This is a genomic window from Pseudoalteromonas sp. SCSIO 43088, assembly GCF_023650795.1.
In the GTDB taxonomy this organism is placed as follows: Bacteria; Pseudomonadota; Gammaproteobacteria; order Enterobacterales; family Alteromonadaceae; genus Pseudoalteromonas; species Pseudoalteromonas shioyasakiensis.
Map to the genome: position 1 here is coordinate 1,872,776 of NZ_CP072675.1, position 26,489 is coordinate 1,899,264.

Sequence of the window (26,489 nt, forward strand, 5' to 3'; positions counted from 1 at the left end):
CAAACAGCCAACTACACGCTTTTTATTTTATATTCTTGGAGGATCGTACCATTAGAGGCGGCAAGAAAGGGCAACAAACAGCTCAAAAAAATCGTATCAACGAAGATATTACAGCTAAAGAAGTTCGTTTAATTGGCATCGACGGCGAGCAAGCTGGCATCGTGTCATTAAAAGAGGCGCAAGCTATCGCTGATGATGCGGGTGTAGATCTTGTAGAAATCAGTCCTAATGCTGAGCCACCTGTTTGTAAGGTTATGGACTACGGTAAGTTCATCTTTGAAAAAAGCAAAGAACTAAAAGAACAAAAGAAAAAGCAAAAGCAAATCCAGGTTAAAGAAATCAAATTCCGTCCAGGTACGGATGAAGGTGACTACCAGGTTAAGCTACGCAACTTACGCAAGTTCTTAGAAGCGGGTGATAAAGCTAAAATCACTATCCGTTTCCGTGGTCGTGAAATGGCTCACCAAGAAATTGGTATCGAATTATTAAACCGTGTTAAAACTGATTTGGAAGATGTTTCACAAGTTGAATCATTCCCAAATCGTGTTGAAGGTCGCCAGATGGTTATGATGATGGCACCTATTGCTAAAAAGCAATAAACAGGGTATATTACGCACCGATTTTATTTCAGGTTTGCAAGTAACAGTTTACTGTTCACCTGAAATAACCGGTTATAAGTAAGGTTGCACTGCTTTTGTAGTGAGCCTTCACCGGATTATGGCAGTAAGTTAGGCCTTAAAAGTAGAGCTATTTTTATATCTCTCGCCTGCTTGCTAATTTTTAAGCAATACATTTGGAGTTATTGCAATGGCTTACAAGCTAAAAACTCACAGAGGCGCGGCTAAGCGTTTCAAGAAAACTGCTTCTGGCGGTTTCAAGCGTAAACAAGCGCATCTTCGTCACATTCTGACTAAGAAAACTTCTAAGCGTAAATTACACTTACGTCCTAAGATGATGGTTCATAAAAATGACCATGGTCTAGTTTCACGTATGTTACCATTCGCTTAATAGGAGTCTTCAGAAATGGCAAGAGTTAAACGCGGTGTTATCGCACGTGCACGTCACAAAAAAGTTTTAAAGCAAGCTAAAGGTTACTACGGAGCACGTTCACGTGTTTACCGCGTAGCTTTCCAGGCAGTTACTAAAGCGGGTCAATACGCTTACCGTGACCGTCGTGCTAAGAAACGTACTTTCCGTCAACTTTGGATTGCACGTATCAATGCAGCAGCTCGTCAAAACGGTCTTTCATACAGCCGTTTTATCAATGGTCTTAAAAAGACTTCTGTAGAAATCGATCGTAAGATCCTTGCAGATATCGCTGTTTATGACCAAGTTGCATTCGCAGCGCTTGTTGCAAAAGCAAAAGAAGGCCTAGCGGCTTAATTTCGCTTTTCATAAAGTTTAAAAAGGAGCCTAGTGCTCCTTTTTTTGATCTTAATTAATATTCATAACTAACAACGATTTTGCATAGCGTATGTCGTTTGCTCCATTTTTTTGTTGAATCACCGCAGTTTACGCAATCCATTCAGATTAGTTGTTATAATTTCCCCAATATAGAATAAGTACCGCACTTGAGAGTGATATGTTTGCGAGTTTAGTGTTTTTATCTGCTGCAGTAACTTTAGACAGCCACTTACCCCCATTATTGCCATGGCAAGGCGATAGTGTGTCTTTAATGCAAGAAAAAGGACCTTTAACCACAGATTTCGAATTAAGCGAAGGCACTTTATCGCCTGATTATGCAGACACTATGGCGTTCGTAGAACGCCTTGTTGCCGCAAACCCAACACAATTCAAAGTAACGACTATTGCGACAAGCAGTGCAGGTCGTGCGGTTAAGATGTTAGTGGCGAATGAGCAAGGTTTGTTTGATGCCAAACAACTTGTTGCTGATACAAAACCAACCATCTTTATTCAAGCAGGCATTCACAGTGGTGAAATTGATGGCAAAGACGCCATGTTTATGTTGCTACGCGACATTGCAACAGGTAAACGCCGCGATATTCTTAGCAAAGTAAATATTCTGTTTATTCCTATTTTAAACGTTGATGGTCACGAGCGCAGTAGCCAATACAACCGTATTAATCAGCGTGGCCCAGTAGAAATGGGCTTTCGAACGAATGGTCTAAATTTAAATTTAAATCGTGATTACACTAAGCTAGATACACCCGAAGTACGCGGTGTAATGCAGGTTATTAATCAATTTAAGCCAGATTTATACGTGGATGTCCATGTAACAGATGGCGCTGATTACCAATATGATGTTACCTACGGCTATAATCCGGTTTTTTCTAGTGAATCACCAAGTGTGTCACAAGCGTTAGATAATCTGTTTAAACCTGTTATTGATGCCAAACTCGAAAAAGCAGGGCATATTCCTGGTCCTCTGGTTTTTGTAATGGACAAGCGCGAATTTAAAAAAGGTTTAGCTGGTTGGGTGGCAACACCACGTTTTTCAAATGGCTGGGGTGATTTACGTTCATTACCAACAATATTAGTTGAGAACCACTCTTTAAAACCTTATAAGCAGCGCGTATTAGGTACTTATGTATTTATTGATGGTGCCATTGACGCCTTAGCTGCAAACGATAAAGCCCTTAATGAAGCGGTTCAAAAAGAGCTCGATTTCAAACCTACGCAATTAGTTGTTGAACGTGGTTATGCAAAAGAGCCAGATACCATCGAATTTAAAGGTATCGCTTATTCAAGAACTGAAAGTGCATTGTCAGGGCAAGCTGAAGTTAAATATTTAGGTGAAGTTAAAAACTATGACGCTTTGCCTATTTACTGGCAGAAAGAGGTTAAAAAGACCGTTAACGTTCCTGCAGCGTTTTATATTCCGCCAGCGTACAGCCAATTGGTAAGTAAGCTTAAATTACACGGCGTAGAGGTAACGACAGTGAATGGTTCTGTTTCTGAGCCATTAACGCAAGTAAGCGTTGCTGATTACTCATTTGCAAAAGCACCTTTTGAAGGACGTTTTCGTGTAGAGGCGACATTTGATTACAACACCGTAGAAAATGTCGATATGACCGGCTGGTACAAAGTCTCAACTGAGCAGCCATACTCAGAACTGGCTACACACTTACTACACCCAGAAGCGCCAGATTCATTCTTTGCTTGGGGCGAGTTTAATACTATTTTTCAGCGCACTGAATACGTTGAGAATTACGCTTTAATGCCTTATGCACGACAAATGCTTAAAGAAAAACCTGCATTGGCTTTAGAGTTCGATAAAAAAATTCGTGAAGATAAAAACTTTGCAAAAGATGCTGATGCGCGCTTGCATTGGCTCTATGAGCGTACACCGTTTTATGATCAAGGCTATTTAAAATACCCAATTTTAATGGCGTTTGAGCAGTTACAAAAAGGACAATAACATGAAAGTGAAAGCTGTTCCTGTTACTGGCTTTGCGAAAAATTGCCGCATTATTATTTGTGAGCAAACGAATAAAGCGGCATTGGTTGACCCTGGTGGCGATGCAGATAAACTTCAAGCAGAACTTGCTGCTTTAAATTGCCAATTAGAGGCAATTTATTTAACACATGGCCACTTAGACCATGTGGGCGCAGCAAAGCAACTCGCAGAGCATTTTAGCGTTGATATCATTGGCCCACATTTAGATGATAAATTTTGGTTTGATGCCTTGCCAATGCAAGCGCAAATGTTTGGTTTTGCACCAATTACACCATTTTATCCAACAAAGTGGCTAAATCATGGCGATACAATCACAGTGGGTGAACTTGAATTATCTGTACGCCATTGCCCTGGGCATACTCCTGGTCATGTTGTTTTTTACCACCAAGGTTCAGAACAGGTGATAGTGGGTGACGTGATTTTTCAAGGCTCTGTTGGTCGTACTGACTTTCCAAAAGGGGATAGTGCGCAATTACTCGAATCAATTAAGTCTGAGATTTTATCATTCTCTGATGAAGTTGCTATTTTGCCAGGCCACGGTCCGAATACCACCGTAGGGCATGAGCGAAAAACAAATCCATTTATTAGCGGACGTTTTGGTTAATGCCAACGCGTAACATCAGTTAAGTAGTTTGTAAGTGGAACGGTATAAAATTGCAATTTTTTTGCATAAATAGTAGAAAATAGGCAGACTGATTTTTAAATCAGTTATATAATTTAACCAGTATTTTTACAGAAAAAGAAATAAAATGTCTCTGAACCAAGTAGATCGCCAAATTTTGGCATTATTACAGCAGGATGCTAGCTTATCTACGGCAGAAATTGCCGATAAAGTTGGTTTATCTCAATCTCCATGTTGGCGTCGTATTGCTAAGCTTGAGCAAGATGGCTATATCAAAGGTAAAGTTGCTTTGCTTGATGAGAAAAAGCTTGGCTTTGATATGTTGGTCTATGCCCATGTTCGTCTTTCTAACCACGGTAGAACGAACCTAGCTGAGTTTGAGCGTTTAATTATGAGCTATGATGAAGTAACCGAGTGTTACAGCATGGCGGGTACCATGGATTTCATGCTTCGAATTATTTCTAAAGGTATTGAAGGTTATGAGCAGTTTGTTCGTGATAACCTACTAAACCTTGAGTTTGTTCAAGAAGTTCACTCAAACGTGACCATGACATGCGTTAAGCGTAGTACGTCTTTACCTCTTTAATCTTTTTCTACTACGTTTTATTTTTTCGAAAACGGTTAGTGCTTTTAGGTACTAGCCGTTTTGTTGTTAATAATTGTTAACTTTTGCGGATTTTGCTAGAATTCTGCGCCTTGCCGAAATGCATTCACTATAAAGAGGATCTTAATGTTTAACTTACTCAGCAAAGCGCCAAGCTCTGCTAAAAACGATATTCTATCAGGCTTGACCGTTGCGTTGGCATTGGTACCAGAAGCGGTTGCGTTTGCTTTTGTTGCTAATGTTGAGCCTTTGGTTGGTTTATATGCCGCATTTATTGTTGGCTTAATTACGGCTATTTTTGGTGGTCGTCCAGGTATGATTTCTGGTGCTACCGGTGCACTAGCCGTTGTAATGGTAAGTTTAGTTTTAGATCATGGTGTAGAGTATTTATTTGCTACCGTGTTATTGATGGGGATACTGCAGGTACTCGCAGGTATCTTCAAGCTCGGCAAGTTTATTCGCATGGTTCCGCACCCAGTAATGCTGGGCTTTGTAAATGGTCTTGCGATTGTTATTTTCTTAGCTCAACTGGGTCAATTTAAAGTACCAGACGGTATGGGCGGTCAACAGTGGATGGAAGGGCAAGCACTTTATATTATGCTTGGCTTAGTAGCGTTAACTATGGCTATTATTCATTTCTTACCTAAGCTAACCACTGCAGTACCTTCATCGTTAGCTGCCATTGTAACTGTAACAGCGATTGTGATTGGTTTTGATTTAGAAGCGCGCACTGTACTTGATTTCTTAAAAGGAATGACAGGCAATGAGCAAGCAACCATTGCCGGTGGCTTGCCTGAGTTCCATATTCCTATGGTGCCATTTAATCTTGAAACATTAAAAATTATCTTCCCTTATGCCTTAGTTTTAGCGGCGATTGGTTTAATTGAATCGTTATTAACACTGACCCTAATTGACGAAATTACTGAAACCCGTGGTCACAGTAATAAAGAGTGTATTGGTCAAGGCGCTGCAAATATTACCTGTGGTTTCTTTGGTGCAATGGGTGGTTGTGCGATGATTGGTCAATCAATGATCAATATTAACTCGGGCGGTCGCTCACGATTATCTGGTATTAGTGCAGCAATAATACTGCTAGCATTCATTATTTTTGCAGCCAGCCTCATTGAGATGATCCCATTAGCTGCCTTAGTTGGCGTTATGTTCATGGTTGTACTTGGTACCTTCGAGTGGGCAAGCTTCAAGATGATGAAGCGTGTACCTAAGTCTGATGCTTTTGTTATTGTGCTTGTTTCAGGTGTAACCGTAGTAACAGACCTTGCGATCGCGGTATGTGTGGGTGTGATTGTTTCGGCTTTAGTTTTTGCTTGGCAGCATGCGAAACACATTTACACAAGCAATTACATCGATGAGCAAGGCTCTAAAGTGTATGAGCTTCATGGTCCTTTATTCTTTGGTTCGGTTAAGAACTTTGCCGAGTTATTTGATGTTAAAAATGACCCAGAAGACGTGATCATTGAATTCAAACATAGCCGTGTTGCTGATCACAGTGCGATTGAAGCGATTGACAGTCTTGCAGACAAATACGCAAAAGTGGGTAAGAAACTGCATTTACGTCATTTAAGCACTGATTGTATTCAACTATTACACAATGCGCGTGATTTAGTTGAAGTGAATGTGATTGAAGATCCAAATTATAAAGTGGCTTCAGATAAACTAGCTTAAAAATAAAGCAGAGAAAAAGCGAAGGCTGTTGTGGCCTTCGCTTTTTTAATGTCTGAAGAATGCGGTAAGGCTATAAAAAATTAAGATAGGCGGCAGTGCTTTGCTCTCGTGACTATCGGTATAATAAAAATAATTATGAAAGGTAATCTGATATTTTGAATTGGCAATCATTAGTTGATAATCGACAACGCTTTTTCTGGGTTTTGCAAATTGCAGGCTGGATAGGTTATGCGTTAGTTAATTATATCGGCTCAAAAGTCTTTGAAATGCGTGATATTTACGTATTTGTTATTGTATTAAACGCTTATGCAGGCTGTTTAATGACAGTACCTTTACGTTATATGTATCGTAAAGTTTGGAATGCCTCACCTTGGGTATTAATGCTTGTCGTTTTTGGTGCTTCCTATGTTACAGGCACATTATGGGCCGTTGTACAAAAATTCAATTTATGGGAAATCTATCGTCACGGTTACCGACCAAATGAATGGTTTTATTACTTACAACAAGGGTTAGATTCGGTTTACATCATTCTTTGTTGGAGCGGTTTGTATTTTGGTATTAAGTATTACCAGCTATTACAAAATGAGCGTCAAAAGGCCCTAAAAGCAACGACTATGGCTCACGAAGCTCAGCTGAAAATGCTGCGCTATCAACTTAATCCGCACTTTTTATTTAATACCTTAAATGCAATATCAACCTTAATTTTGGTAAAAGAGAACAAAGATGCAAATTTAATGGTGTCAAAATTGAGTGACTTCTTACGATACACACTCAATACCGACCCAATAAAAAAGGTGCCATTAGAGCAAGAAATTCATGCCCTCATGCTGTACTTAGAAATTGAAAAAGTACGCTTTGATGAACGTTTACAAGTTAATGTAGATGTAAGCGAGCAGGCAAAAGAAGCCTTGGTACCAAGCTTGATCCTCCAACCGATTATCGAAAACTCGATAAAGTATGCAATAGCGCAACTAAATGAAGGTGGTGTGATTGATATTAAAGCACAAGTTTTTGCAAATGAACTATTATTGGAAGTAGGCGATAATGGTCCTGGCACTGAGCTTAAAAATGGCCAACTGGTTAATTCTCAAGGCGTTGGCATAGCTAATACACAGGACCGCTTAAAAACACTTTATGAGAACAACTACTCGTTTGTTCTCTCTGACAATACGCCAAGTGGATTAAAAGTTAATCTGCGCGTTCCGTTTGAAAGGGCTGTTAAGAAATGAGCAAAATTAGAACTTTGATCGTTGATGATGAACCGCTAGCAAGAAAAGGCTTAGCAGTTCGACTTTCTGAGTTTGACGATTTAGAAGTCATTCGTTTATGTAGCAATGGTCAAGAGGCAATTGATGAATGCTTATCAGGCAATATTCAATTGGTTTTCTTAGATATTCAAATGCCAAATATGAACGGTTTTGAAGTTGCAAGAGCACTTAGTGAGAGCGTAAATCCATTACCCGCTATTGTGTTTGTAACGGCTTTTGACCAGTTTGCAGTTAAAGCATTCGAGATTCATGCGTTGGATTATATTCTTAAACCAGTCGATGACAACAGACTAAAACAGGCGGTAGAAAAAGTGCATACCTATTTAAAAACGCAACAAGATAACGCCCATAAGAAAAAACTAGCGAGCTTTGTTGCAGGTATTACAGGCAATAATTGCGAAGAAATTTTAAAGAAGTTAGCAACGGGCGATAGTCTTGCTGACCGTCGTTATCCAGAATCATTAGCTGTAAAAGAGCAGGGCGAGATTGTTCGTGTGCCTGTTATTACAATTCAATGGGTTGATGCGGCTGGTGATTATATGTGCCTTCATTGCCAAGATGGGCAAACGCATATCCTTCGTAAAACAATGAAAGAGCTTGAACAAGAGCTTGATCCACAACTATTTGTGCGAGTTCATCGCAGTGCCATTGTGAATACGAAGCAAATTAGCAAACTTGTAACTCAAGTAAGCGGTGAGTATCTTTTAGTGCTTGATAACGGCCAAGAGCTAAAAGTAAGCCGTAGCTATCGCGATAAAGTGAAAGCAGCGCTCGCGAGCTAATAGCTATTCAAAATTTAATAAGTTAAAAACAAAAAAAGGCGCAATTATTAATTGCGCCTTTTTTAATGAAAATTCGTAACAGATTAAACAGTTACAATCTTCATAGTGTTTGTTGCACCAATCGTTTCCATTGCATCACCGTGAGTTAAAATCACAGTATCACCAGCTACTAGTGAGCCTTGCTCAACAAGTGTGTTTAATGCATCACGTACCATGCTTTCATCTTCACACTTCGTTGAATCGAAAAATACAGGATAAACACCACGGTAAAGTGCTGTTTGGCCCAGTGTGCTTGGATGACGTGATAATGAATAAATTGGTAAACCAGAGCTGATGCGCGACATCAATTTAGCTGTACTACCTGATTCAGTCAGAGTCACAATAGCTTTAACAGAATCTAAGTGGTTAGCTGCATACATCGCAGATAATGCAATTGATTCAGCATTTGATGAAAAACGGCTGTCTAAACGATGCTTAGAAACGTGCGTTTCTTTTTGTGATTCAGCACCTAAACAAACGCGAGCCATAGTAGCTACTGTTTCTTCAGGGTAGTCACCAGCGGCTGTTTCAGCAGATAACATAACTGCATCAGTACCATCTAATACGGCGTTTGCTACGTCCATAACCTCTGCACGTGTTGGCATAGGATTATCGATCATAGATTCCATCATTTGTGTTGCAGTAACAACTGTACGGTTAAGTGAACGAGCACGGCTAATGATAAGCTTTTGCTTACCAACTAGGGCTGCATCACCAATTTCAACACCTAAGTCACCACGAGCAACCATTACAGCGTCAGAAGCAAGTACGATATCGTCAATTGCTTCAACGTTTTCAACGGCTTCTGCACGTTCGATTTTCGCTAATAGTTGTGCGTTTGAGCCAGCGGCTTCTGCTAAAGAGCGAACATAACGCATGTCATCACCACTGCGTGGGAATGAAACAGCAATATAATCAACGCCAATCTCAGTGGCAGTAATTAAATCTTCTTTATCTTTATCAGTGAAAGCAGGGGCTGTTAAACCACCACCTAAACGGTTGATACCTTTGTTATTTGAAAGTACGCCACCAACAGTAACAGTCGTGTGCACTAGGTCACCATCAACGCTATCTACCGTTAATTGAATTAAACCATCGTTTAATAACAGTAAGTCGCCTGTTTTAACGTCGTTAGGTAGCTCTTTATAGTCGATACCTACCGCATTAACGTCGCCTTGACCTTTTTCCATTTTTGCGTCAAGGGTAAATTTTGCGCCAACTTCTAGGTTTACTTTACCGTCTTTAAACGTTGATACACGAATTTTAGGACCTTGTAAGTCTGCAAGGATAGCAACGTGTTTGCCTAAACGCTTAGCAATGCTGCGTACCGCTTCTGCGCGGTCTTTGTGATCTTGTGCTACGCCATGTGAGAAGTTCAAACGAACCACATTTGCACCTGCACGAATAATTTTTTCTAGGTTGTTATCGCGATCGGTTGCCGGTCCAAGGGTCGCAACAATTTTTGTGCGTCTTAGCATCAAATTCTCCTGTGCGCTCAAATATATTAAGCGAATTGATGGTTATCTATTAAAATGTCGTGCTATAAACCTTTAATATAGGCTTATACATAAGCACAATGTAGAACTCATAAGTAAAAAATGATTGTTTTTACTTATGAGAATCTGGCTCTTTGTATTAATTATAGAGTATACAAAGGGTGAATGACGTTATTATGACACCGGTGTCAGGTAGCGTCAATACACATACCTTTTTAAAGGGTATTATAAAAATCTGGTCCGATGCCTTGGTTATTTTGATATACTGGGGGGCAACGTCGCTTCATGATTTCGATGATTTATCTCAAGTTGGCTGTCAAGCTCGCATTTTTGGGCTGCTTGGGTATAATGCGCGCGTAATTATTTTGATTAACTAACCAATAGTTGTTACCGAGGAGGACACTAAATGCAAGTTGCATTAGTAGGGTTAGGCGTTATGGGTAAAAATCTTGCCCTCAACCTGATTGAAAAAGGGCTGACATTAGTAGCTTATGATAAAAACCCAGATGCGGGTGCCGAGTTACTAAGCTGTGCGAAAGCACTAGGTTTGGCAGACCGTTTACATATTGTGTCTGATTTAAATGATATGGTTAGACGCTTAGAGCCGCCTCGTTCGATTCTTCTTTTAGTTCCTGCTGGTGAATTGGTTGATAAAGTATGTACAGAGCTTGCAGAAGCAGGTGTTGACTGTGATGACATTATCGTAGATTGCGGCAACAGTAACTACAAAGATGGCATTAGCCGTAAACTTAAATATCAAAACAAATTTGAATTTGCCACTATGGGTATTTCTGGCGGTGCAGAAGGCGCACGTCACGGTCCTGCAATGATGGCAAGTGGTTCAGAAGGCGGCTGGGAGCGTGTTGAGCCGTGGTTTGAAAAAGTAGCGGCAAGCTACAAAGGTGAGTCGTGTTTTGCACGTGTAGGCCAATCTGCAAGTGGTCACTTTGTGAAAATGGTTCATAACGGTATTGAATATGCGTTAATGCAATTAATTGCAGAAATGTATCAACTATTACGTTTAGGTACTAATCGTTCACCAAAAGAAGTGGCTGACATTTTCAATGAATGGTCTGAAGGCACTTTAAATAGCTACTTATTGTCAATTTCAAGCCATATCTTAAGCCTTGAAACGACAGAAGGCGAGCCACTAGTTGATTTAATCGACAATAAAGTTGGCGCGAAAGGCACGGGGTTATGGACTGCACAAAATGCCCTAGAGCTTGGAATTGCAGTGCCATCACTAGTTGCAGCTGTTCAAGCACGTCACTTAACAAATACGTGTGTTACGCATGCTGCTAAAGAAATGACTTACGCTGCTAAAGCAACTGATACCGTTGATTTAGACTTAGCAGAGCTAAAAGACGCATTCACATTGGCAAGTTTACTTGCTTACCGCCAAGGTTTAGCGCTTATCAAAGGTGCGTCTCGTGCGCATCAGTGGAAAGTAGATCTTTCTAAAACGCTACAAACGTGGCGCGCAGGTTGTATCATCCGTGCTGATTACTTAGACAATGTAGCTGAAGGTGTAGAATTTATTGATTCTATGCAGCGTGAATCAGCAGCATTACGTAAAGTAACGGGTGCAGCAGTTTCATCTGGTCTTGCATTCCCAGTGTTAACAGCAACGCAAACTTACATTGCGACGTTAACAACACCAAGTAATGGTCATCTAGTTCAAGCACAACGTGACTACTTCGGTGAACATGGTATTAAAACTCACAGTGGTGAGATTTGCCATTTAACAGACTTAGTTGAGATTGACGAAAAAGTTCGTTAATTATCAAAAAGCATAAAAAAGGCACCAATTGGTGCCTTTTTTTGTATTTGCTGCATTAACGACTTAGCTCACCGCGCAGGTTGTCTTGCATCAAGTGACGAATTGTTTCTACTTCAAGCTTTTGACTAAATAAGTAGTGTAACTTGGTCAAACACGCTTCTAATGTCATATCGTAGCCACTGATCACACCACAATTTAATAAGGCATTACCGGTTGCATAACCGCCCATATTAACTTGGCCTTTTAAGCACTGCGTTAGATTAACAATCACCATACCGCGTTTACTTGCATCATTAAGAATATCTAAGAACGCCGGATCTTGCGGGGCATTACCTACGCCAAAACTTAATAAAACTAGTGCTTTGATGTCGTCATTAACTAAACTTTTAACCACTTTTGGGCTGATCCCAGGATAGAGATAAAGCACACCAATTGGCTGTGGCGTGATATTTGACACCTGTAGTTCGTTATCAACATAAGGGCTAAGTTGCCCTTTGATCAGTTGAATATTAATTCCTGATAGTGCTAATGGTTCAAGGTTCGGTGATGCAAAGGCATCAAAGCCATCAGCATGGGCTTTTGTTGCACGGTTACCGCGGAATAATTGGTTATTAAAAAACAGGCTTACTTCAGCAATTGGGTAATTAGCGGCTAAATACATGGCATTAAGTAAGTTTACTTGGCCATCAGAACGAAGTTGCGACAATGGAATTTGTGAGCCTGTCACAATTACAGGTTTTGTGAGGTTTTCGAACATGAAAGACAAAGCAGAAGCTGTGTAGGCCATGGTATCGGTACCATGCAGAACCACAAAGCCATCATAGTCTTGGTATTTACTCTTAATATCGTCAGCAATTAATTGCCAGTGGGCAGGGGACATATCTGAAGAATCAATGAGCGGGCAATATTCGTGAATATCAAACAAAGGCATTTCATCACGATTAAACTCTGCATTATTGACCACTGTTTCGGTTAAAAAACCTTCCGCTGGAACATAGCCACGGCTCGATTTTTTCATACCGATAGTACCACCCGTATAGGCGATATATATACGTTTACGTTTCATAAAAAAAGCCCAGTTAAATAACTGGGCTTAGTATACCTAAAATCGCTTAGCTAAGTAACTTATTGAATAACATTACACACTAAACAACGAGCGTAAACGCCTTGTGGATCGTTGTAATCTTTTAGGTTATCAATTTCACTACTTAACTGATTAATTAGGCTTTGTAAGTTGGCTTGTGTTGCTAGTACTGATTGTGATGAATCAGATTTAGCAAAAAAGCTCTTAACAGCCGCGGTGCCAAAGATATCTTGCAGCATTTGCTCTTGTGGTGTGAGCGATTGCTTGATGGTTTTAACATCATAATGATTAAGCTTAGCAAGCTCAGCTGCCGCCTTAATTGCATCTTGCTTATCACCAAGTTTATCAACTAAACCCAGTTCTTTTGCTTGAGTTGCAATCCATACACGGCCTTGGGCAATTTTATCAACTTGCTCAGGGGTCATGTTACGCGCTTCAGCCACTACATTTAAAAAACGTTTGTATGCATTTTCAACGCTCATTTGAATGATATCTGACATTTTCTCGTCAAGTGGGCGTGCAATAGAGAAGCCAGCAAGGTCTGTTGTAGCAACACCATCTGAGTATATACCTAATTCAGCCATAGTATTTTCAAACGTCATGAAAGTACCGAATACACCGATTGAACCTGTAATTGTGCTAGGGGCTGCCCAAATTTCATTGGCTGCAGATGCAATCCAGTAACCACCTGATGCTGCCACTGAGCTCATTGAAGCGATAACCGGTTTACCCGCTGCTTTAAGAGCTAATACTTCAGCACGGATAACTTCAGAAGCAAACATACTACCACCACCTGAATCGATGCGTAGTACAACGGCTTTCACTTTGTCATCAAGACGCGCTTTGCGAAGTAGGGCTGCTGTAGAGTCACCACCAATTTCACCTGCTTTACGCTCGCCATCAACAATGGTTCCTTTCGCAACAACCACAGCTACTTTTTCAGTGATTGGGTTATCGAACTCAACAGGCGGTTTTACCAGCGATAAATACTCACGGAAGCTTACTTGCTTAAAGGTTTTGCCTGTTTCTTCTGCACCAACTAACTCAATAAGCTGTTGGCGAATTTGTTGTGAGGTTTTTAAAGAATCAACCCACTGATTATTTAGAGCGTATTGGCCCGAGTTACCGTCTACTGCTTGCATTTTTGCAAGGTAAACATCCATATCTTCATCGAAATTACTTTCATCGAATGGACGGCTCGCAGCAACGTCAGTTTTATACTCGTTCCAAAGTGCAGTTAACCAAACGCTATTCGCTTCTTTTGCCGCATCTGACATGTCATTACGAATAAAAGGCTCAACCGCTGACTTATAAGTACCAACACGGAAAATATGTTGAGTTACTTTTAATTTTTCAAGCGCATCTTTGAAGTAAAGCGGGAACATACCGTAGCCTTCAATGCTCACACCACCATAAGGGTGCATAGACACTTCATTAGCGTGGGCTGCAATATAGTATTGAGCTTGTGTATAGTAATAGCCCGTTGCAATAACTTGCTTGCCTGCTTCTTTAAACGCATCAATTGCTTTAGTTATTTGTTTTAGCTTATTGATGTGTGCACTTGGCATTTTTTGTAGATCAAGAAGCATCACACTGATGCGATCATCTTTAGTTGCTTGGTTGATCACTTCAACAACATCATCAAGTAGAATTTCTGATGGTGCTTCTTTACCCATAGTTGCATCGTTGATTGCTGCTTCTACAGGATCAACATACGTTTTTTCTTCAACAATAGGGCCATTTAAGTTTAGGCGTAGCACGGTTCCGTCTGCTACTTTTACTTGGTCTTCTTCACCTGTGATGGCAACAAAGAAGAGTATTACTAGTAATAGAAATAATATGTTTAGGACCAAACGGCGGGAGAAATTAATCCCGGTCCAAATGCCTTTAAATATCTTTGCTAGCAAAATAAATCCTTAATTCAGTACAGCTTAGTAGTGATCTCATCTTAGCTTAGAATAACTTTAAAATTAACTGTTAAATAGTAACAGAGTGTTTAAAACGACAATTTGCTACATATAAATTACCAGTGAAAAGTTGATTATTCTAAGTTATTGCCGCAGAATCTATTTCAAATAGAGGTTCGACCAGTTAACGGGGCACACAATGTTAGAACAAAAATTACAATTACCGCATACCGAACTTCGTAATCGTTTGGTTATGGGCTCAATGCATACCGGCTTAGAAGAAGGCTGGCATAACCGTAAACGCTTACGTGCATTCTACGAAGCACGTGCCAAAGGCGGCACGGGTTTAATCATTACAGGTGGTTATAGCCCAAATATTCGTGGCAAGCTATCTCCGTTCGCATCAACATTTAACTCATTTTATGATGTGATCAAACACAAAGCATATACTGATGCAGTGCATCAGCATGGCGGAAAAATTTGCTTACAATTATTGCATGCAGGTCGCTATGCTTATCATCCATTCAATCAAGCGCCAAGCTCAATTCAGGCACCTATTAATCCGTATAAACCTAAAGAAATGTCGTTAGGTTCAATTAAAAAAACCATCAAAGACTTTGCTAACTCAGCAAAATTGGCTGAAAAAGCAGGTTATGACGGTGTTGAAATCATGGGTTCTGAAGGTTATTTGATTAATGAATTCATGGCTAACCACACTAATAAAAGAACAGACAACTATGGCGGTAGTTTAGAAAACCGCATGCGCTTGGCTGTTGAAATTGTTAAAGCTGTACGCGCTAAAGTAAGTCAAAAGTTCATTATTGTATTTCGTTTGTCTGTGATGGATTTAATTCCTAATGGATCAACACCTGATGAAGTAAAACAACAAGCATTGGCACTTGAACAAGCTGGCGTTGATATTTTTAACACGGGTATTGGTTGGCACGAAGCTCGTGTACCAACCATTGCCAGTATGGTACCAGCAGGTGCATTTAAAGAAGCATCAAAACGCTTAAAAGAAACGGTATCAGTGCCAGTGATCGCGGTTAACCGTATTAACACTCCTGAAATTGCCAATGGAATTTTAGAAGCAGGCGAGTCTGATTTAATTTCGATGGCACGTCCTTTATTAGCAGATCCAGAGTTTTTCAATAAATACGTTAATAATAAGTCTGAGCAAATCAATATTTGTATTGGTTGTAATCAGGGCTGCTTAGACCATGTGTTTAAAAATAAACGTGCAACCTGTTTGGTTAACCCGCAAGCGGCTTTTGAGTTAGATTACAGCCTTGAAAAAGCACCATCTTCTCGATTAGTCCTGGTTGTGGGTGCTGGCCCTGCAGGCCTTGCTGCAAGTTGTTACTTAGCAGCGAAAGGTCACAAAGTGACTTTAATTGAACGTAAAGAACAAATGGGTGGCCAATTTAATTTAGCCATGCAAGTGCCGGGTAAAGAAGACTTTAACCATACCCTTAACTACTTTACTAATGAATTAAAGCGTTTAAATGTCGATTTACAGCTCGGTACTGAATTTACTGACAATATGCTCAACCAATACGATGATGTGGTGTTTGCAACAGGCGTACGTCCGCGCGAAGCCAAAATAGAATGCAGTGATGGCAAACGCGTATTCGCTTACGATGAAGTAATTCGTGGTGAAGTAGAACTAGGGGATAAAATTGCGATTCTAGGTGCCGGTGGTATCGGTTTTGATATGGTTGCCTTTTTAAGTGAACACAAAGGCCAAACAATTGAGCAATTCAAAACTCAATGGGGTATTGAATGCGAAGCTGCGCCTGAAAAAGACAATCGTCAAATTTACATGCTTAAGCGAAGTGCAGGGCGCTTTGGTAGTGAACTGGGTAAAACAACGGGTTGGATCCACCGTCAAGTTGCTAAACAACACGGTGTTAAACAAATCGCTGAGTGTCAGTATCTAAGCTTTGATAAGCAAGGTTTGAAGATAACGGTAAAAGGTGAAGAGCAAATCCTCGATGTTGATACTGTGATTGCCTGTATTGGTCAGGTGTCAAATACTGAAACGTTCGATAATCAAACCGAAAACGCTAAAGTACACGTTATTGGTGGCGCAAAACTAGCTGCTGCTATTGATGCAAAACGTGCGATTTTTGAAGCGCTACAAGTTGCTCGTAAAATTTAATTGAAAGTAAACTAGAAAACGTGCGGTCTGTGTGATTAATCTATTTAGTCACGAGACCGCTATGTTGAACACACACCTAACACCCCTTTACCATCGCATTTTAAATAAACTGCAGTTTTTAGATGGGCTCCCCAGCCTGTTAATTCGCTTGATCTTAGCCCCAGTGATGATCATTGCCGGCTTTAATAAACTAGCTTTAAGCGGTGATGTAACTCATTTTTATCAATACTTTTTAGCATCAGATGATATTGTTGCTTGGTTCGGAAATAGTGAATGGGGTTTAGGCCTACCCATGCCATCTCTACTGGCCTTTTTAGCTGCATGGACTGAGTTTTTAGGGGGGATCTTTATATTATTGGGTTTATTTACTCGTTTAACAGCTATCCCTTTAATGATCACCATGCTGGTTGCAGCGACAACAGTACATGCCAGTAATGGCTGGTTTGCTGTAACACCTACCGATGCCAGTACCAGCCCTGCGAGAGTACTGAATTGGCTAGCAATACCAGGAAGTGAAGCCAGTTTAGTTAATTCCAATGAAGCCAGTGAAAGATTAACCAAAATGCGCGAGTTGCTAGAAACGCATGGTTATACAGAGTACCTCTATGCGAAAGGGAAACCTGTGATCTTAAATAATGGTATTGAGTTTTCCGCAATATACTTTGTTATGCTTTTAAGTTTATTTTTTGCAGGTGGCGGTCGTTACGTCAGTTTAGATTATTGGTTAACTAGAAAAGCATCGAATAGCTTTATTGCTAATAAAGATAAATGATAAGCTTGGGTTTTCTGCCCCGATTATTAAGGGGCATCGTACTTAAGCATTTACGGAATATTCATGGACGCTTTAACGCTATTACAAACTCGACAATCAGATCCTCGTCTTATTGCACCAGGGCCAACTGCAGAACAACTTGAAATTATTAAGCGAGCGGCCATTAAAGTGCCTGATCATGGCTGTATTGCTCCTTGGCGATTTATTGTCGTTGAAGGCGATGCACGTAATAAATTAGGCGATATCTACCATCAAGCCGCTGTTGCTGAAAACCAAGATGATAGAACCATTGAGCGCGCTAAAGAGCTACCGCTGCGTTCTCCTATGATGATCATTGCCATTGCTGATGTAACTGAAAACCCAAAAGTGCCACGTATTGAACAAGTACAAAGTGCAGGCTGCGCTGTACTTGCAATGCAACAAGCGGCATTTGCGCAAGGTTTAGGGGGCATTTGGCGCACAGGTTATTTTGCACAGAGCCCTGCTGTTAAAGCGGCATTAGGTTGTAAAGAACAAGATGAGATTGTTGGCTACTTATATCTAGGTACACCAGAAGTAGACATTAAAAAACCAATAAGACACAAGCCAGAGACGTTTTTTGAGAATTTATAAATATTAGGAACTTTTTTGCAGTTAAGCAGTCAGACACTATTAAGCTTACATATGTTAGTTTTTTTAGATTTAGCTTAGCTGTAAGAAGCGCACGGATGCAAAAAACGAAATAATTCTTCTTCAGTGTGTTTTTTAATCGGTTATTTTTTGTTAACGTATGGATAGTCTTAAAAAAATAACGATAAAGAAGACGAGAACGATGGGAAACTTATTTTTACGTGAAAAAGAAAATTGGTTCGCTTGGTCAATTTGGGGCTTAGTTGGCGCCGTGGTCACTTTTTTTGTTGCCATGTCTACGAAACAACCTCATTACCTTGGCTTGTCTGCTGTAGTGGTATTATTCCTATTGACTTGGTGGATGCAAAGCACTAAACGTTTCGATTTCGGCCGCGCTTTTAAAATTTGTTGCTACGTTTTAACGATCACCTGCTTACCAGCCTTTGCATTAGTCATTATACCTAGCTATAACCTCAATAAAATTGACGTAATAGTGCAGGGTTCAGGCTTTGCAATTGTTAGTTTAATTGTTTGTTTAGTTTGCTCTTTAATCGCAAAGCGCCCTAAGCAGTACTATTAAAATTACTTTTTTAAAGTTTTTTACATTTATGGCTTTACAACGAACGCAGTAAACACTATTATGCGCGCCGTACGGAGAGATGGCAGAGTGGTCGAATGCACCGGTCTTGAAAACCGGCAGGGGTTTGTAGCCCCTCTAGGGTTCAAATCCCTATCTCTCCACCATTATTTAGAAAAACCGCCTTTAGGGCGGTTTTTTGCTATCTGGAGATAAGTAATGTCAGCAAGCGAGTCTTCTTCTACACTAATGCGCATTGTTAAACATGTTCTGCTTTGGTGTATCTTTTCTTATTTTTATCACAGCGGGATCAATGTACTTGTAGCTATGGCCCATGATGCGCAGCCTGATTACGGGTTAATATCTTCAATCGCTTATGGTATTGGCTTTAATGTGTTAGTAGGGCACCTTATTGGCAAATACGACAAGCATTGGTCTGTCATTGCTGCATGTGTGATTTCTACTGTGGGTCTTATTGCTGTGCCTTTAATTATGTTAGGCAAAGATGGTTTAATGAGCGGCTTTTTTATTGCTTCGATGATCGCTACATTACCTGTTGCGACATTTGTAATTGATAAAATAAAGCAGCGAATTAGTGCAAACACTGAGCAAACGCAGTAAAACTAGGCGATATTCGTTGTTTTTTTATGTTAGTATGAGCACGTCTTTTAACTAAATAAACGTGAATTAAAACATGTCAGATAATTTTACAACAGACGCTGAAAAAGCAAGTTACGGTATTGGTTTACAAATGGGTGAGCAATTAAAAGCGAATCCATTCGAAGGTTTAAACTTAAATTCTGTATTTGAAGGTATGAAAGACGCATACACTGGTAATGATTTCCAAGTTGAAATCCCAGAAATTCAAGCAGCTTTTGAGAAAATCAACGCTGAGATCCAAGCTCGTCGTGAAGAAGAAGCTAAAGTTCTTGCAGCTGAAGGTATTGCATTCTTAGAAGAAAATGCAAAACGTCCAGAAGTAACAGTAACTGAATCAGGCCTTCAATACGAAGTACTTACTGCAGGCGACGGTGAAAAACCAACTGCTGATTCAACAATCCGTGCACACTACCACGGTACACTAATCAACGGTACAGTATTTGACAGCTCATACGAGCGTGGTCAACCAGCTGAATTCCCAGTTGGCGGTGTAATCAAAGGTTGGACTGAAGCAGTACAAATGATGGGTACTGGTTCTAAGTGGCGCTTATACGTACCACACGAACTTGCTTACGGTGAGCGCGGTGCTGGTGCAGCAATCGCTCCTTTCTCAACGCTAATCTTTGACGTTGAGCTATTAGAAATCATCTAATCGATTTCAAATAGACATAAAAAAACCTGCTTAAAGCAGGTTTTTTTATGTCTGAAACAAATAGCTAATTAGCTATTTGATTCAGCGTATTCTTTACACGCAGCAGTGTCTTCACATTCACCATATAGGTAAAGAGAGTGGTTGGTCAGTTTAATACCATTCTCTGTTGCGATTTCTTCTTGACGACGTTCAATTGTATCGTCTTCAAACTCAACAACCTTACCACATTTTAGGCACACTAAGTGGTCATGGTGAGTGCTACCTGATAATTCAAATACTGACTTGCCGCCTTCGAAGTGGTGGCGAGATACAATACCTGCATCATCAAATTGGTTAAGAACACGGTAGACAGTTGCAAGACCAATCTCTTCGCCTTTGTCTAAAAGAATTTTATAGACATCTTCAGCGCTGATGTGTTGGTTGTCTGGAGATTGCAGAATCTCTAAAATTTTAATACGCGGCAGAGTTACTTTTAACCCTGCTTTTTTTAATTCCAAGTTGTGATCAGTCATTCAATCTGTCTCAATTTTATTTAGTTATACTAGGCATCATCAAGATGCACACGACACATTAGCAACTATTAGAATAACGTGCCTAGTTACTAAGTGCAAAGAACAATTCGTCTATTTGCCGATTTTTCAAACAAAAATGAACTGGTTGTGCATCTTTACATCAGCTAGTAAATGCGAGTAGTACTTGTTATTAATCAGCAAGTTCCGCTAAACACATTTCGTCATAAACCTGAGCACACCAGTCTTTAACACGCTTTTCAGTAAGCTCTGGTTGACGGTCTTCATCAATACCAAGGCCAACAAAATTGCTGTCATCTACTAGTGCTTTTGAAGCTTCAAAGTCGTAGCCTTCAGTTGACCAATGACCCACTACGATTGCGCCACGCTCAGTAACGATATCGTTGATCATGCCCATTGCATCTAAGAAGTATTCTGCATAGTCTTCTTGGTCACCGCAGCCGAAAATAGCAACAAGTTTACCTTCGAAGTCAACTTCTTCTAATTCAGGGAAGAAATCATCCCAGTCACATTGAGCTTCACCGTAGTACCAAGTTGGAATACCGAATAACAATAAATCGAATTCAGCAATCTCTTCTTTAGAACTTTTTGCAATGTCGTGAACCGCTACAAGCTTTTTACCTAATTCTTTTTGAATCATTTTAGCTACGTGTTCAGTATTGCCTGTGTCACTTCCGAAAAAAATACCTACGCTTGACATGGATTTAAAACCTTCTATCTATCAATAGCCAATCTTTCTTGTAAAATTGTTTCAATCAACGCGCTACGGCTAATATTCTGCGCATCTGCCATATCGCTTAATGCTTGATATAACTGTGATGAAACCTTAAATTCTACACGCTTTAAACCACGTGCTTTATCTCGCTTTATTTGATTACGTTTATTTACTTTTAATTGCATATCGCGAGGTAGGGGATTTGTTTTCGGCCTACCTGGACGCTTTTCGTATTCAAATAAATCGGGTGTTGTTCTATCTGTTTCTGACTTTGCCATGTCTAGCCCACACCTGCGCCTTGCCAGAAGACTTGAATAAGTCCTTTCGCTATAAACCCAGAACAGCCTAAAAATAGCACTAACCAAACGATGTATCGGCCAAATCGTGGTACATCACCTTTTTTAAGGACGTCTTGAATTGCCATTCCAATAAAAAAGAAAATACCGGCTAAGCCAAAATACAACCCTAAGGTATCAAATTCGTTAATTAACTGACTGACCATCAACGTATAAACCTTTAAATTAAACGGCGCGTACTATAGCACACAAATTTGTAATAATTTAGTGCGCACGATCAAAAACAGCGAATTTTATCAGCCCAATTAATGAGCTAAAAAATCGCTGATTGCTTTATTTACAGCAAGTGGTTTTTGGGCATGTAGCCAGTGACCTGCACCATGAATAATTTTTGCTTTTGCATTAGGGAATAACGCCATAATAGCAGGGCGGTGTTCTGCTAAAATGTAGTCAGAATCATTACCTTTAATGAATAAAGTATCACATAAACAAGAATCATTTTCACTAACTTGCGCTAAAATATTTTCATATTGCTGGTATAAAACAGCTAAATTAAAGCGCCATTGATAGTGACCTTGATCATTTTTAGCAAAGCTTTTTAATAAAAACTGACGTACGCCCATTTCATCAATGTGCTTGGTAAGTATTTCATCAGCCGCTTTTCTATCTGTGATATTAGACTGTGCAACTTCGTTTAGGCCTGCAAAAATAGCACTGTGACGAGGGTTATTAGCAACAGGAGAAATATCTAACACTACAAGCTTATCGATAAGTGCAGAGTGATTAAGTGCTAATTGCATGGCCACTTTGCCACCCATTGAATGACCTATGATGTGTGCTTTACTAATATTTAGATGTTCAAGTAACTCACTGACATCTTCAGCCATAGCGTGATAATTCATGGTATTGCTATGGAATGATTTACCGTGGTTACGTAAATCAATATTCGTTACACGATAATTTTCAGCTAATGCTTTTGCGATTACATTGAGGTTTTCAAGTGAGCCAAACAAACCGTGGATCAATACAACGTCTGAACCTTGACCCATTTGTTGGTAGTTTAATAGCATTTTCAACTCCTAATTTTAATGGCAGTATTTTGCCTAGTGAAATTACAAAATGCAAAACATAGAGAATTGCTGCGAGCTTAGGTATAATCATTGAGAACTTTTAAAATGTGACCCGTAAAGACAGGAATAACATGAAAAAAATCGACATAGACGACGAGTTATATCAATACATTGCAAGCAACACGCAAAGTATTGGTGAAAGTGCATCAACCATTTTGCGTCGTTTATTAAACCTCTCTGATGGCGCCAATGCCCCAGTTGAAACAACTACTAAAACTGAACAAGAAACCCCAGTTGTTGAAGTACAAGAACAAGCAGAACAAGAAACAAGCCCTGAACCAAGCGACGAAAATGTTGAAGAGGCTGCACAAACTGTCACAGCATCGACACAAGTGAAAGTTAATGTGTTTAATGTATTAAACAAAGAAGAGCTAGCAATGCAAAAAGGTGTTGTTGGTCGATTCTTATTTATACTAGCTGCTTTATATAGAACGCATAAAAAAGATTTTGTTAACGTGCTTGAAATTAAAGGCCGTGACCGTGTTTATTTTGCTACTAGCAAAGAAGCACTACTGGAAAGCGGTAGCAGCATGAATCCAAAAAATATCACTGATACTGAGTATTGGGTGATGACAAATTCAAATACAACCAGAAAAAAAATGATGCTTCACGAAGTTGCACTGTGCTTAGGTTACAGTGCGGATGAAGCAGAAAAAATTCGTGATTACTTATAATCCATAAGGAAATAATATGGCGATTCATCCAGATGCAGGTAAACCTGCACCGCAATCAAGCTTAGTGAATGTACCAAAACTGATCTCGGCTTATTACTTAAATGAACCTGACCTAGAACAAAACCCAGAGCATTGTGTTGCTTTTGGTACGTCTGGCCATCGTGGTTGTTCGTTCGATGTAAAATTTAATGAATCGCATATTTTAGCGATCACTCAAGCAATTTGTGATTACCGTAAAGAAAACAATATTTTTGGTCCACTTTTCTTAGGTAAAGATACACATGCATTGAGTGAAGCGGCTTTTAACTCTGCTATTGAAGTACTTGTTGCAAACGAAGTGCAAGTCATTGCACAAGAAAATGACGATTACACGCCAACGCCGGTGATCAGTCATGCTGTTGTTTGCCATAACAAAGAAAACCCAAATGAACTTGCTGATGGTATTGTGGTAACTCCTTCACATAATCCGCCAGAAGACGGTGGTTTTAAATATAACCCGCCAAATGGTGGACCTGCAGATACTGATGTGACTAAGTGGATTGAAGACAGAGCAAATCAATTACTTTTAGAAGACTTAGTTGAAGTAGAGTTATTTCCATATGCTAAAGCTTCACGTTCTGGTTTTATTAAGTACCAAGACTTAATTACCCCTTACGTTGATGACTTAGTTAATATCGTTAATCTAAAAGCAATTAGCGATGCGAAAATCAAAATTGGTGTTGATCCACTTGGTGGTTCTGGTATCAACTTTTGGCCAGTCATTGCAGAAAAATATAATTTAGACTTAACGGTCGTAAATGAGTCTGTTGACCCAACATTTTCGTTCATGCCTTTAGATAAAGACGGCAAAATCCGTATGGATTGCTCTTCTCCTTATGCAATGACAAACCTTATTGCATTAAAAGATGACTATGATATCGGTATTGGTAACGACCCTGATTATGATCGCCATGGTATTGTTACGCCTGACGGTTTAATGAATCCAAATCACTTTTTAGCAGTTGCGATTGACTACTTATTAAATAACCGCGAATGGTCAAAAGATGTCGCAATTGGTAAAACACTGGTATCAAGCGGCATGATTGATAAAGTTGTTGCACGTAATAACCGTGAAGTAAAAGAAGTACCGGTAGGCTTTAAATGGTTTGTAGAAGGTCTAAGCAAAGGTACCCTTGCTTTTGGTGGTGAAGAAAGTGCAGGGGCGTCATTCTTACGTTTTGATGGAACAGTTTGGAACACTGATAAAGATGGTTTCATCTTAGGTCTACTTGCTGCAGAGATTTTAGCTGTAACAGGTAAAACACCTTCACAGCTTTATAAAGAACTTGAACAAGAGTTCGGTGCGCCTATTTATAAACGTATTGATGCGCCAGCTAGTGCTGAGCAAAAATCACGTTTAAAAGCGTTATCAGCTGATGATGTAACTGCAAGTACATTAGCGGGTGATGCTATTACGCAAAAATTAACCCATGCCCCTGGTAATAACGCTGCTATCGGCGGTTTAAAAGTTGTTACTGAAAACGGTTGGTTTGCTGCACGCCCATCTGGCACTGAAGACATTTATAAAATTTACCTTGAATCATTCAAAGGTGAAGAACATCTAGCATTATTAGAAAAAGAAGCGAAAAAGCTGGTTGATTCAGTAATTAGCTAATTTCTTTTTTACCTATTAAAACGGCTGAGATTCTCAGCCGTTTTTGTATTCTACTCTCACGCATTTTTAGGATAGAACAATGAGCTATTCAACTCCTTCATATCTCGAAGAATTAAAAAGTACTGGCGACTTTTTAACCTTGACCCGCAACAATGAATTTTCACTAGAACCTTGTGCATTTACCCTTACAAACGGTACTGATGTCACTGTTCACGACACGGGTATCATTGAGTTTCAACCTGCACAGCAAACAAACAAAGATATTGTACTTTCAAGTGCGGTACATGGTAACGAAACTGCGCCAATTGAAATTTGCGATCAATTAATCAAGTCAATCATTACAGAACAACTTACCTTGAAGCAGCGTGTACTGTTTATTTATGGTAATCCTAAATCTATTAATATCGGTAAGCGTTTTGTTGATGAAAACTTAAACCGTTTGTTTAATGGTCATCATACTGTTGAAGGCATTGCTTCTAACCCTGAGCGAGTTCGTGCAAAGCTACTTGAAGACGTGGTTACTGATTTCTTTGCTAGAGGCAACCAAGACAGTGAGCGTTTTCATTATGATCTTCACACTGCAATTCGTGGCTCTAAAAATGAAAAGTTTGCAGTGTATCCTTTCTTACATGGTAAACCGTGGAAAAAATCACAACTGCAATTTTTACTTAGCTGTGGCGTAAACACGGTACTAATGATGAAATCAGCGGCAACTACCTTCAGTTACTACTCGTCGTTTGTACATGGAGCTGATTCATTTACGGTAGAACTTGGCCAAGTAAAACCATTTGGAGAAAATGACATGTCGCGATTTGAGAAAACCAAACAAACCTTAACTGCATTAATTAGTCAAGAATCTGTTGAATATAAAGAATTCAATGCAGAGGATTTCGAGTTGTTTTCAGTATATAGAACAATAAACCGTACTTGCGAAGACTTTAGTTTTCCATTTGCTGATGATGTGGAAAATTTCACCGGTTTCGCAAAGGGTGAATTAATGGCAACTGATGGTCAGACCAGATATGAAGCGGAAGTAGATGGTGAAGCTATTATCTTCCCAAACGCTGATGTAGCCTTAGGTCAGCGCGCTTTACTTACTGTTATTCCAATGCAAGTTGATAGCAACTTTATTTAAAATCTCTGCATTAACACCCATCTAAATTTAGTTAACTATATGACTTTAAAGAACTTATCTTGTTGTATAGTTAACTTTCCATGCGTTTTTAGCCATTTGTCATCTATTCGTCTATGATTAGTTGAATAACAACTTACGTTAACGTAAAGTGACGGCAGTTTAATTTAATTAGATTGAATATTGCGCAAACTTTATCCTTACAGCTCATGCTGATAAAAATATAATTAAGGGCAGTAGCGTA

General features: G+C 39.6%; 27 protein-coding genes and 1 tRNA gene. 20 read left to right on the forward strand and 8 right to left on the reverse strand.

Annotation, left to right across the window (positions count from 1 at the left end):
• The first annotated feature begins 35 nt into the window (after positions 1–35).
• The 9 genes from infC to J8Z28_RS08740 all read left to right on the forward strand — a co-directional run bounded on the left by infC (position 36) and on the right by J8Z28_RS08740 (position 8,377).
• Complete coding sequence (gene infC, locus J8Z28_RS08700) at positions 36–599, forward strand: translation initiation factor IF-3 (RefSeq protein ID WP_082401559.1); 564 nt, start codon at positions 36–38, stop codon at positions 597–599.
• Positions 600–807: 208 nt separating this feature from the next.
• A complete protein-coding gene (rpmI, locus tag J8Z28_RS08705) occupies positions 808–1,008 on the forward strand; it encodes a 50S ribosomal protein L35 (protein WP_054554888.1) in 201 nt (66 codons plus the stop codon).
• 15 nt (positions 1,009–1,023) lie between these two features.
• Entirely contained in the window at positions 1,024–1,383 is a 360-nt protein-coding gene (gene rplT / locus J8Z28_RS08710) for a 50S ribosomal protein L20 (protein ID WP_036968189.1), read from the forward strand.
• Positions 1,384–1,582: 199 nt separating this feature from the next.
• On the forward strand, positions 1,583–3,379 hold the full coding sequence (locus tag J8Z28_RS08715) for a M14 family metallopeptidase (protein ID WP_250660328.1): 1,797 nt from the start codon (positions 1,583–1,585) through the stop codon (positions 3,377–3,379).
• Between the two features lies 1 nt (position 3,380).
• On the forward strand, positions 3,381–4,022 hold the full coding sequence (locus J8Z28_RS08720) for an MBL fold metallo-hydrolase (protein WP_250660329.1): 642 nt from the start codon (positions 3,381–3,383) through the stop codon (positions 4,020–4,022).
• A gap of 145 nt (positions 4,023–4,167) precedes the next feature.
• A complete protein-coding gene (locus tag J8Z28_RS08725; RefSeq protein WP_036968198.1) occupies positions 4,168–4,626 on the forward strand; it encodes an Lrp/AsnC family transcriptional regulator in 459 nt (152 codons plus the stop codon).
• 144 nt (positions 4,627–4,770) lie between these two features.
• Positions 4,771–6,327, forward strand: a complete 1,557-nt coding sequence (locus J8Z28_RS08730) for a SulP family inorganic anion transporter (RefSeq protein ID WP_250660330.1) — start codon at positions 4,771–4,773, stop codon at positions 6,325–6,327.
• A 155-nt stretch (positions 6,328–6,482) separates the two neighbouring features.
• Positions 6,483–7,556: a sensor histidine kinase gene (locus tag J8Z28_RS08735; protein WP_250660331.1), complete on the forward strand. Its 1,074-nt coding sequence runs from the start codon at positions 6,483–6,485 to the stop codon at positions 7,554–7,556.
• Positions 7,553–8,377 carry a LytR/AlgR family response regulator transcription factor gene (locus tag J8Z28_RS08740; protein WP_054554883.1) on the forward strand — a complete coding sequence of 275 codons (825 nt, stop codon included), beginning with the start codon at positions 7,553–7,555 and terminating at the stop codon, positions 8,375–8,377. The genes J8Z28_RS08735 and J8Z28_RS08740 overlap by 4 nt, the downstream gene beginning before the upstream one ends.
• 83 nt (positions 8,378–8,460) lie before the next feature.
• On the opposite strand, the gene pyk is transcribed toward J8Z28_RS08740, so the two are convergent.
• Complete coding sequence (gene pyk / locus J8Z28_RS08745) at positions 8,461–9,894, reverse strand: pyruvate kinase (protein WP_054561412.1); 1,434 nt, start codon at positions 9,892–9,894, stop codon at positions 8,461–8,463.
• A 424-nt stretch (positions 9,895–10,318) separates the two neighbouring features.
• Here pyk and gnd point away from each other — a divergent pair, with 424 nt between their 5' ends.
• A complete protein-coding gene (gene gnd / locus J8Z28_RS08750) occupies positions 10,319–11,692 on the forward strand; it encodes an NADP-dependent phosphogluconate dehydrogenase (protein WP_250660332.1) in 1,374 nt (457 codons plus the stop codon).
• Positions 11,693–11,747: 55 nt separating this feature from the next.
• Here gnd and ansA read toward each other — a convergent pair whose 3' ends face one another.
• On the reverse strand, positions 11,748–12,758 hold the full coding sequence (ansA, locus tag J8Z28_RS08755; protein WP_054561413.1) for an asparaginase: 1,011 nt from the start codon (positions 12,756–12,758) through the stop codon (positions 11,748–11,750).
• A 59-nt stretch (positions 12,759–12,817) separates the two neighbouring features.
• A complete protein-coding gene (gene sppA / locus J8Z28_RS08760; RefSeq protein ID WP_054561414.1) occupies positions 12,818–14,683 on the reverse strand; it encodes a signal peptide peptidase SppA in 1,866 nt (621 codons plus the stop codon).
• Between the two features lie 199 nt (positions 14,684–14,882).
• On the opposite strand from sppA, the gene J8Z28_RS08765 reads away from it, so the two are divergent.
• The 7 genes from J8Z28_RS08765 (at position 14,883) to bamJ (ending at position 20,114) form a co-directional block, all read left to right on the forward strand.
• A complete protein-coding gene (locus J8Z28_RS08765) occupies positions 14,883–16,844 on the forward strand; it encodes an oxidoreductase (protein WP_250660333.1) in 1,962 nt (653 codons plus the stop codon).
• Between the two features lie 61 nt (positions 16,845–16,905).
• Positions 16,906–17,616: an HvfX family Cu-binding RiPP maturation protein gene (locus tag J8Z28_RS08770; RefSeq protein ID WP_250660334.1), complete on the forward strand. Its 711-nt coding sequence runs from the start codon at positions 16,906–16,908 to the stop codon at positions 17,614–17,616.
• Between the two features lie 63 nt (positions 17,617–17,679).
• Positions 17,680–18,228, forward strand: coding sequence for an NAD(P)H nitroreductase (locus tag J8Z28_RS08775; protein WP_250660335.1), 549 nt, complete (start codon positions 17,680–17,682; stop codon positions 18,226–18,228).
• Between the two features lie 199 nt (positions 18,229–18,427).
• Positions 18,428–18,805, forward strand: a complete 378-nt coding sequence (locus J8Z28_RS08780) for a hypothetical protein (protein ID WP_250660336.1) — start codon at positions 18,428–18,430, stop codon at positions 18,803–18,805.
• Positions 18,806–18,878: 73 nt separating this feature from the next.
• Positions 18,879–18,969: transfer RNA gene (locus J8Z28_RS08785), tRNA-Ser, on the forward strand.
• A gap of 52 nt (positions 18,970–19,021) precedes the next feature.
• On the forward strand, positions 19,022–19,423 hold the full coding sequence (locus tag J8Z28_RS08790) for a hypothetical protein (RefSeq protein ID WP_250660337.1): 402 nt from the start codon (positions 19,022–19,024) through the stop codon (positions 19,421–19,423).
• A gap of 73 nt (positions 19,424–19,496) precedes the next feature.
• Positions 19,497–20,114 (forward strand): BamJ family beta-barrel-assembly machinery protein, encoded by a 618-nt coding sequence (bamJ, locus tag J8Z28_RS08795; protein WP_054561418.1) that lies wholly within the window; start codon positions 19,497–19,499, stop codon positions 20,112–20,114.
• A gap of 68 nt (positions 20,115–20,182) precedes the next feature.
• On the opposite strand, the gene fur is transcribed toward bamJ, so the two are convergent.
• The 5 genes from fur to J8Z28_RS08820 form a co-directional block, all read right to left on the reverse strand.
• Positions 20,183–20,626 carry a ferric iron uptake transcriptional regulator gene (gene fur, locus J8Z28_RS08800; RefSeq protein WP_054561419.1) on the reverse strand — a complete coding sequence of 148 codons (444 nt, stop codon included), beginning with the start codon at positions 20,624–20,626 and terminating at the stop codon, positions 20,183–20,185.
• Between the two features lie 190 nt (positions 20,627–20,816).
• Entirely contained in the window at positions 20,817–21,344 is a 528-nt protein-coding gene (gene fldA, locus J8Z28_RS08805) for a flavodoxin FldA (protein WP_054553928.1), read from the reverse strand.
• A 14-nt stretch (positions 21,345–21,358) separates the two neighbouring features.
• Positions 21,359–21,637: a LexA regulated protein gene (ybfE, locus tag J8Z28_RS08810; protein WP_004586673.1), complete on the reverse strand. Its 279-nt coding sequence runs from the start codon at positions 21,635–21,637 to the stop codon at positions 21,359–21,361.
• 2 nt (positions 21,638–21,639) lie between these two features.
• Entirely contained in the window at positions 21,640–21,861 is a 222-nt protein-coding gene (locus J8Z28_RS08815; protein WP_036968243.1) for a DUF2788 domain-containing protein, read from the reverse strand.
• A gap of 99 nt (positions 21,862–21,960) precedes the next feature.
• The gene (locus tag J8Z28_RS08820; RefSeq protein WP_054561420.1) at positions 21,961–22,725 is read right to left on the reverse strand and encodes an alpha/beta fold hydrolase; all 765 of its coding nucleotides are present in this window, start codon (positions 22,723–22,725) and stop codon (positions 21,961–21,963) included.
• 131 nt (positions 22,726–22,856) lie between these two features.
• Between J8Z28_RS08820 and seqA the strand changes: the two genes are divergently transcribed.
• The 3 genes from seqA to astE all read left to right on the forward strand — a co-directional run bounded on the left by seqA (position 22,857) and on the right by astE (position 26,248).
• Complete coding sequence (gene seqA, locus J8Z28_RS08825; protein ID WP_250660338.1) at positions 22,857–23,459, forward strand: replication initiation negative regulator SeqA; 603 nt, start codon at positions 22,857–22,859, stop codon at positions 23,457–23,459.
• A gap of 16 nt (positions 23,460–23,475) precedes the next feature.
• Complete coding sequence (gene pgm / locus J8Z28_RS08830) at positions 23,476–25,113, forward strand: phosphoglucomutase (alpha-D-glucose-1,6-bisphosphate-dependent) (RefSeq protein ID WP_054561422.1); 1,638 nt, start codon at positions 23,476–23,478, stop codon at positions 25,111–25,113.
• Positions 25,114–25,192: 79 nt separating this feature from the next.
• The gene (astE, locus tag J8Z28_RS08835; protein ID WP_250660339.1) at positions 25,193–26,248 is read left to right on the forward strand and encodes a succinylglutamate desuccinylase; all 1,056 of its coding nucleotides are present in this window, start codon (positions 25,193–25,195) and stop codon (positions 26,246–26,248) included.
• Positions 26,249–26,489: the final 241 nt, after the last annotated feature.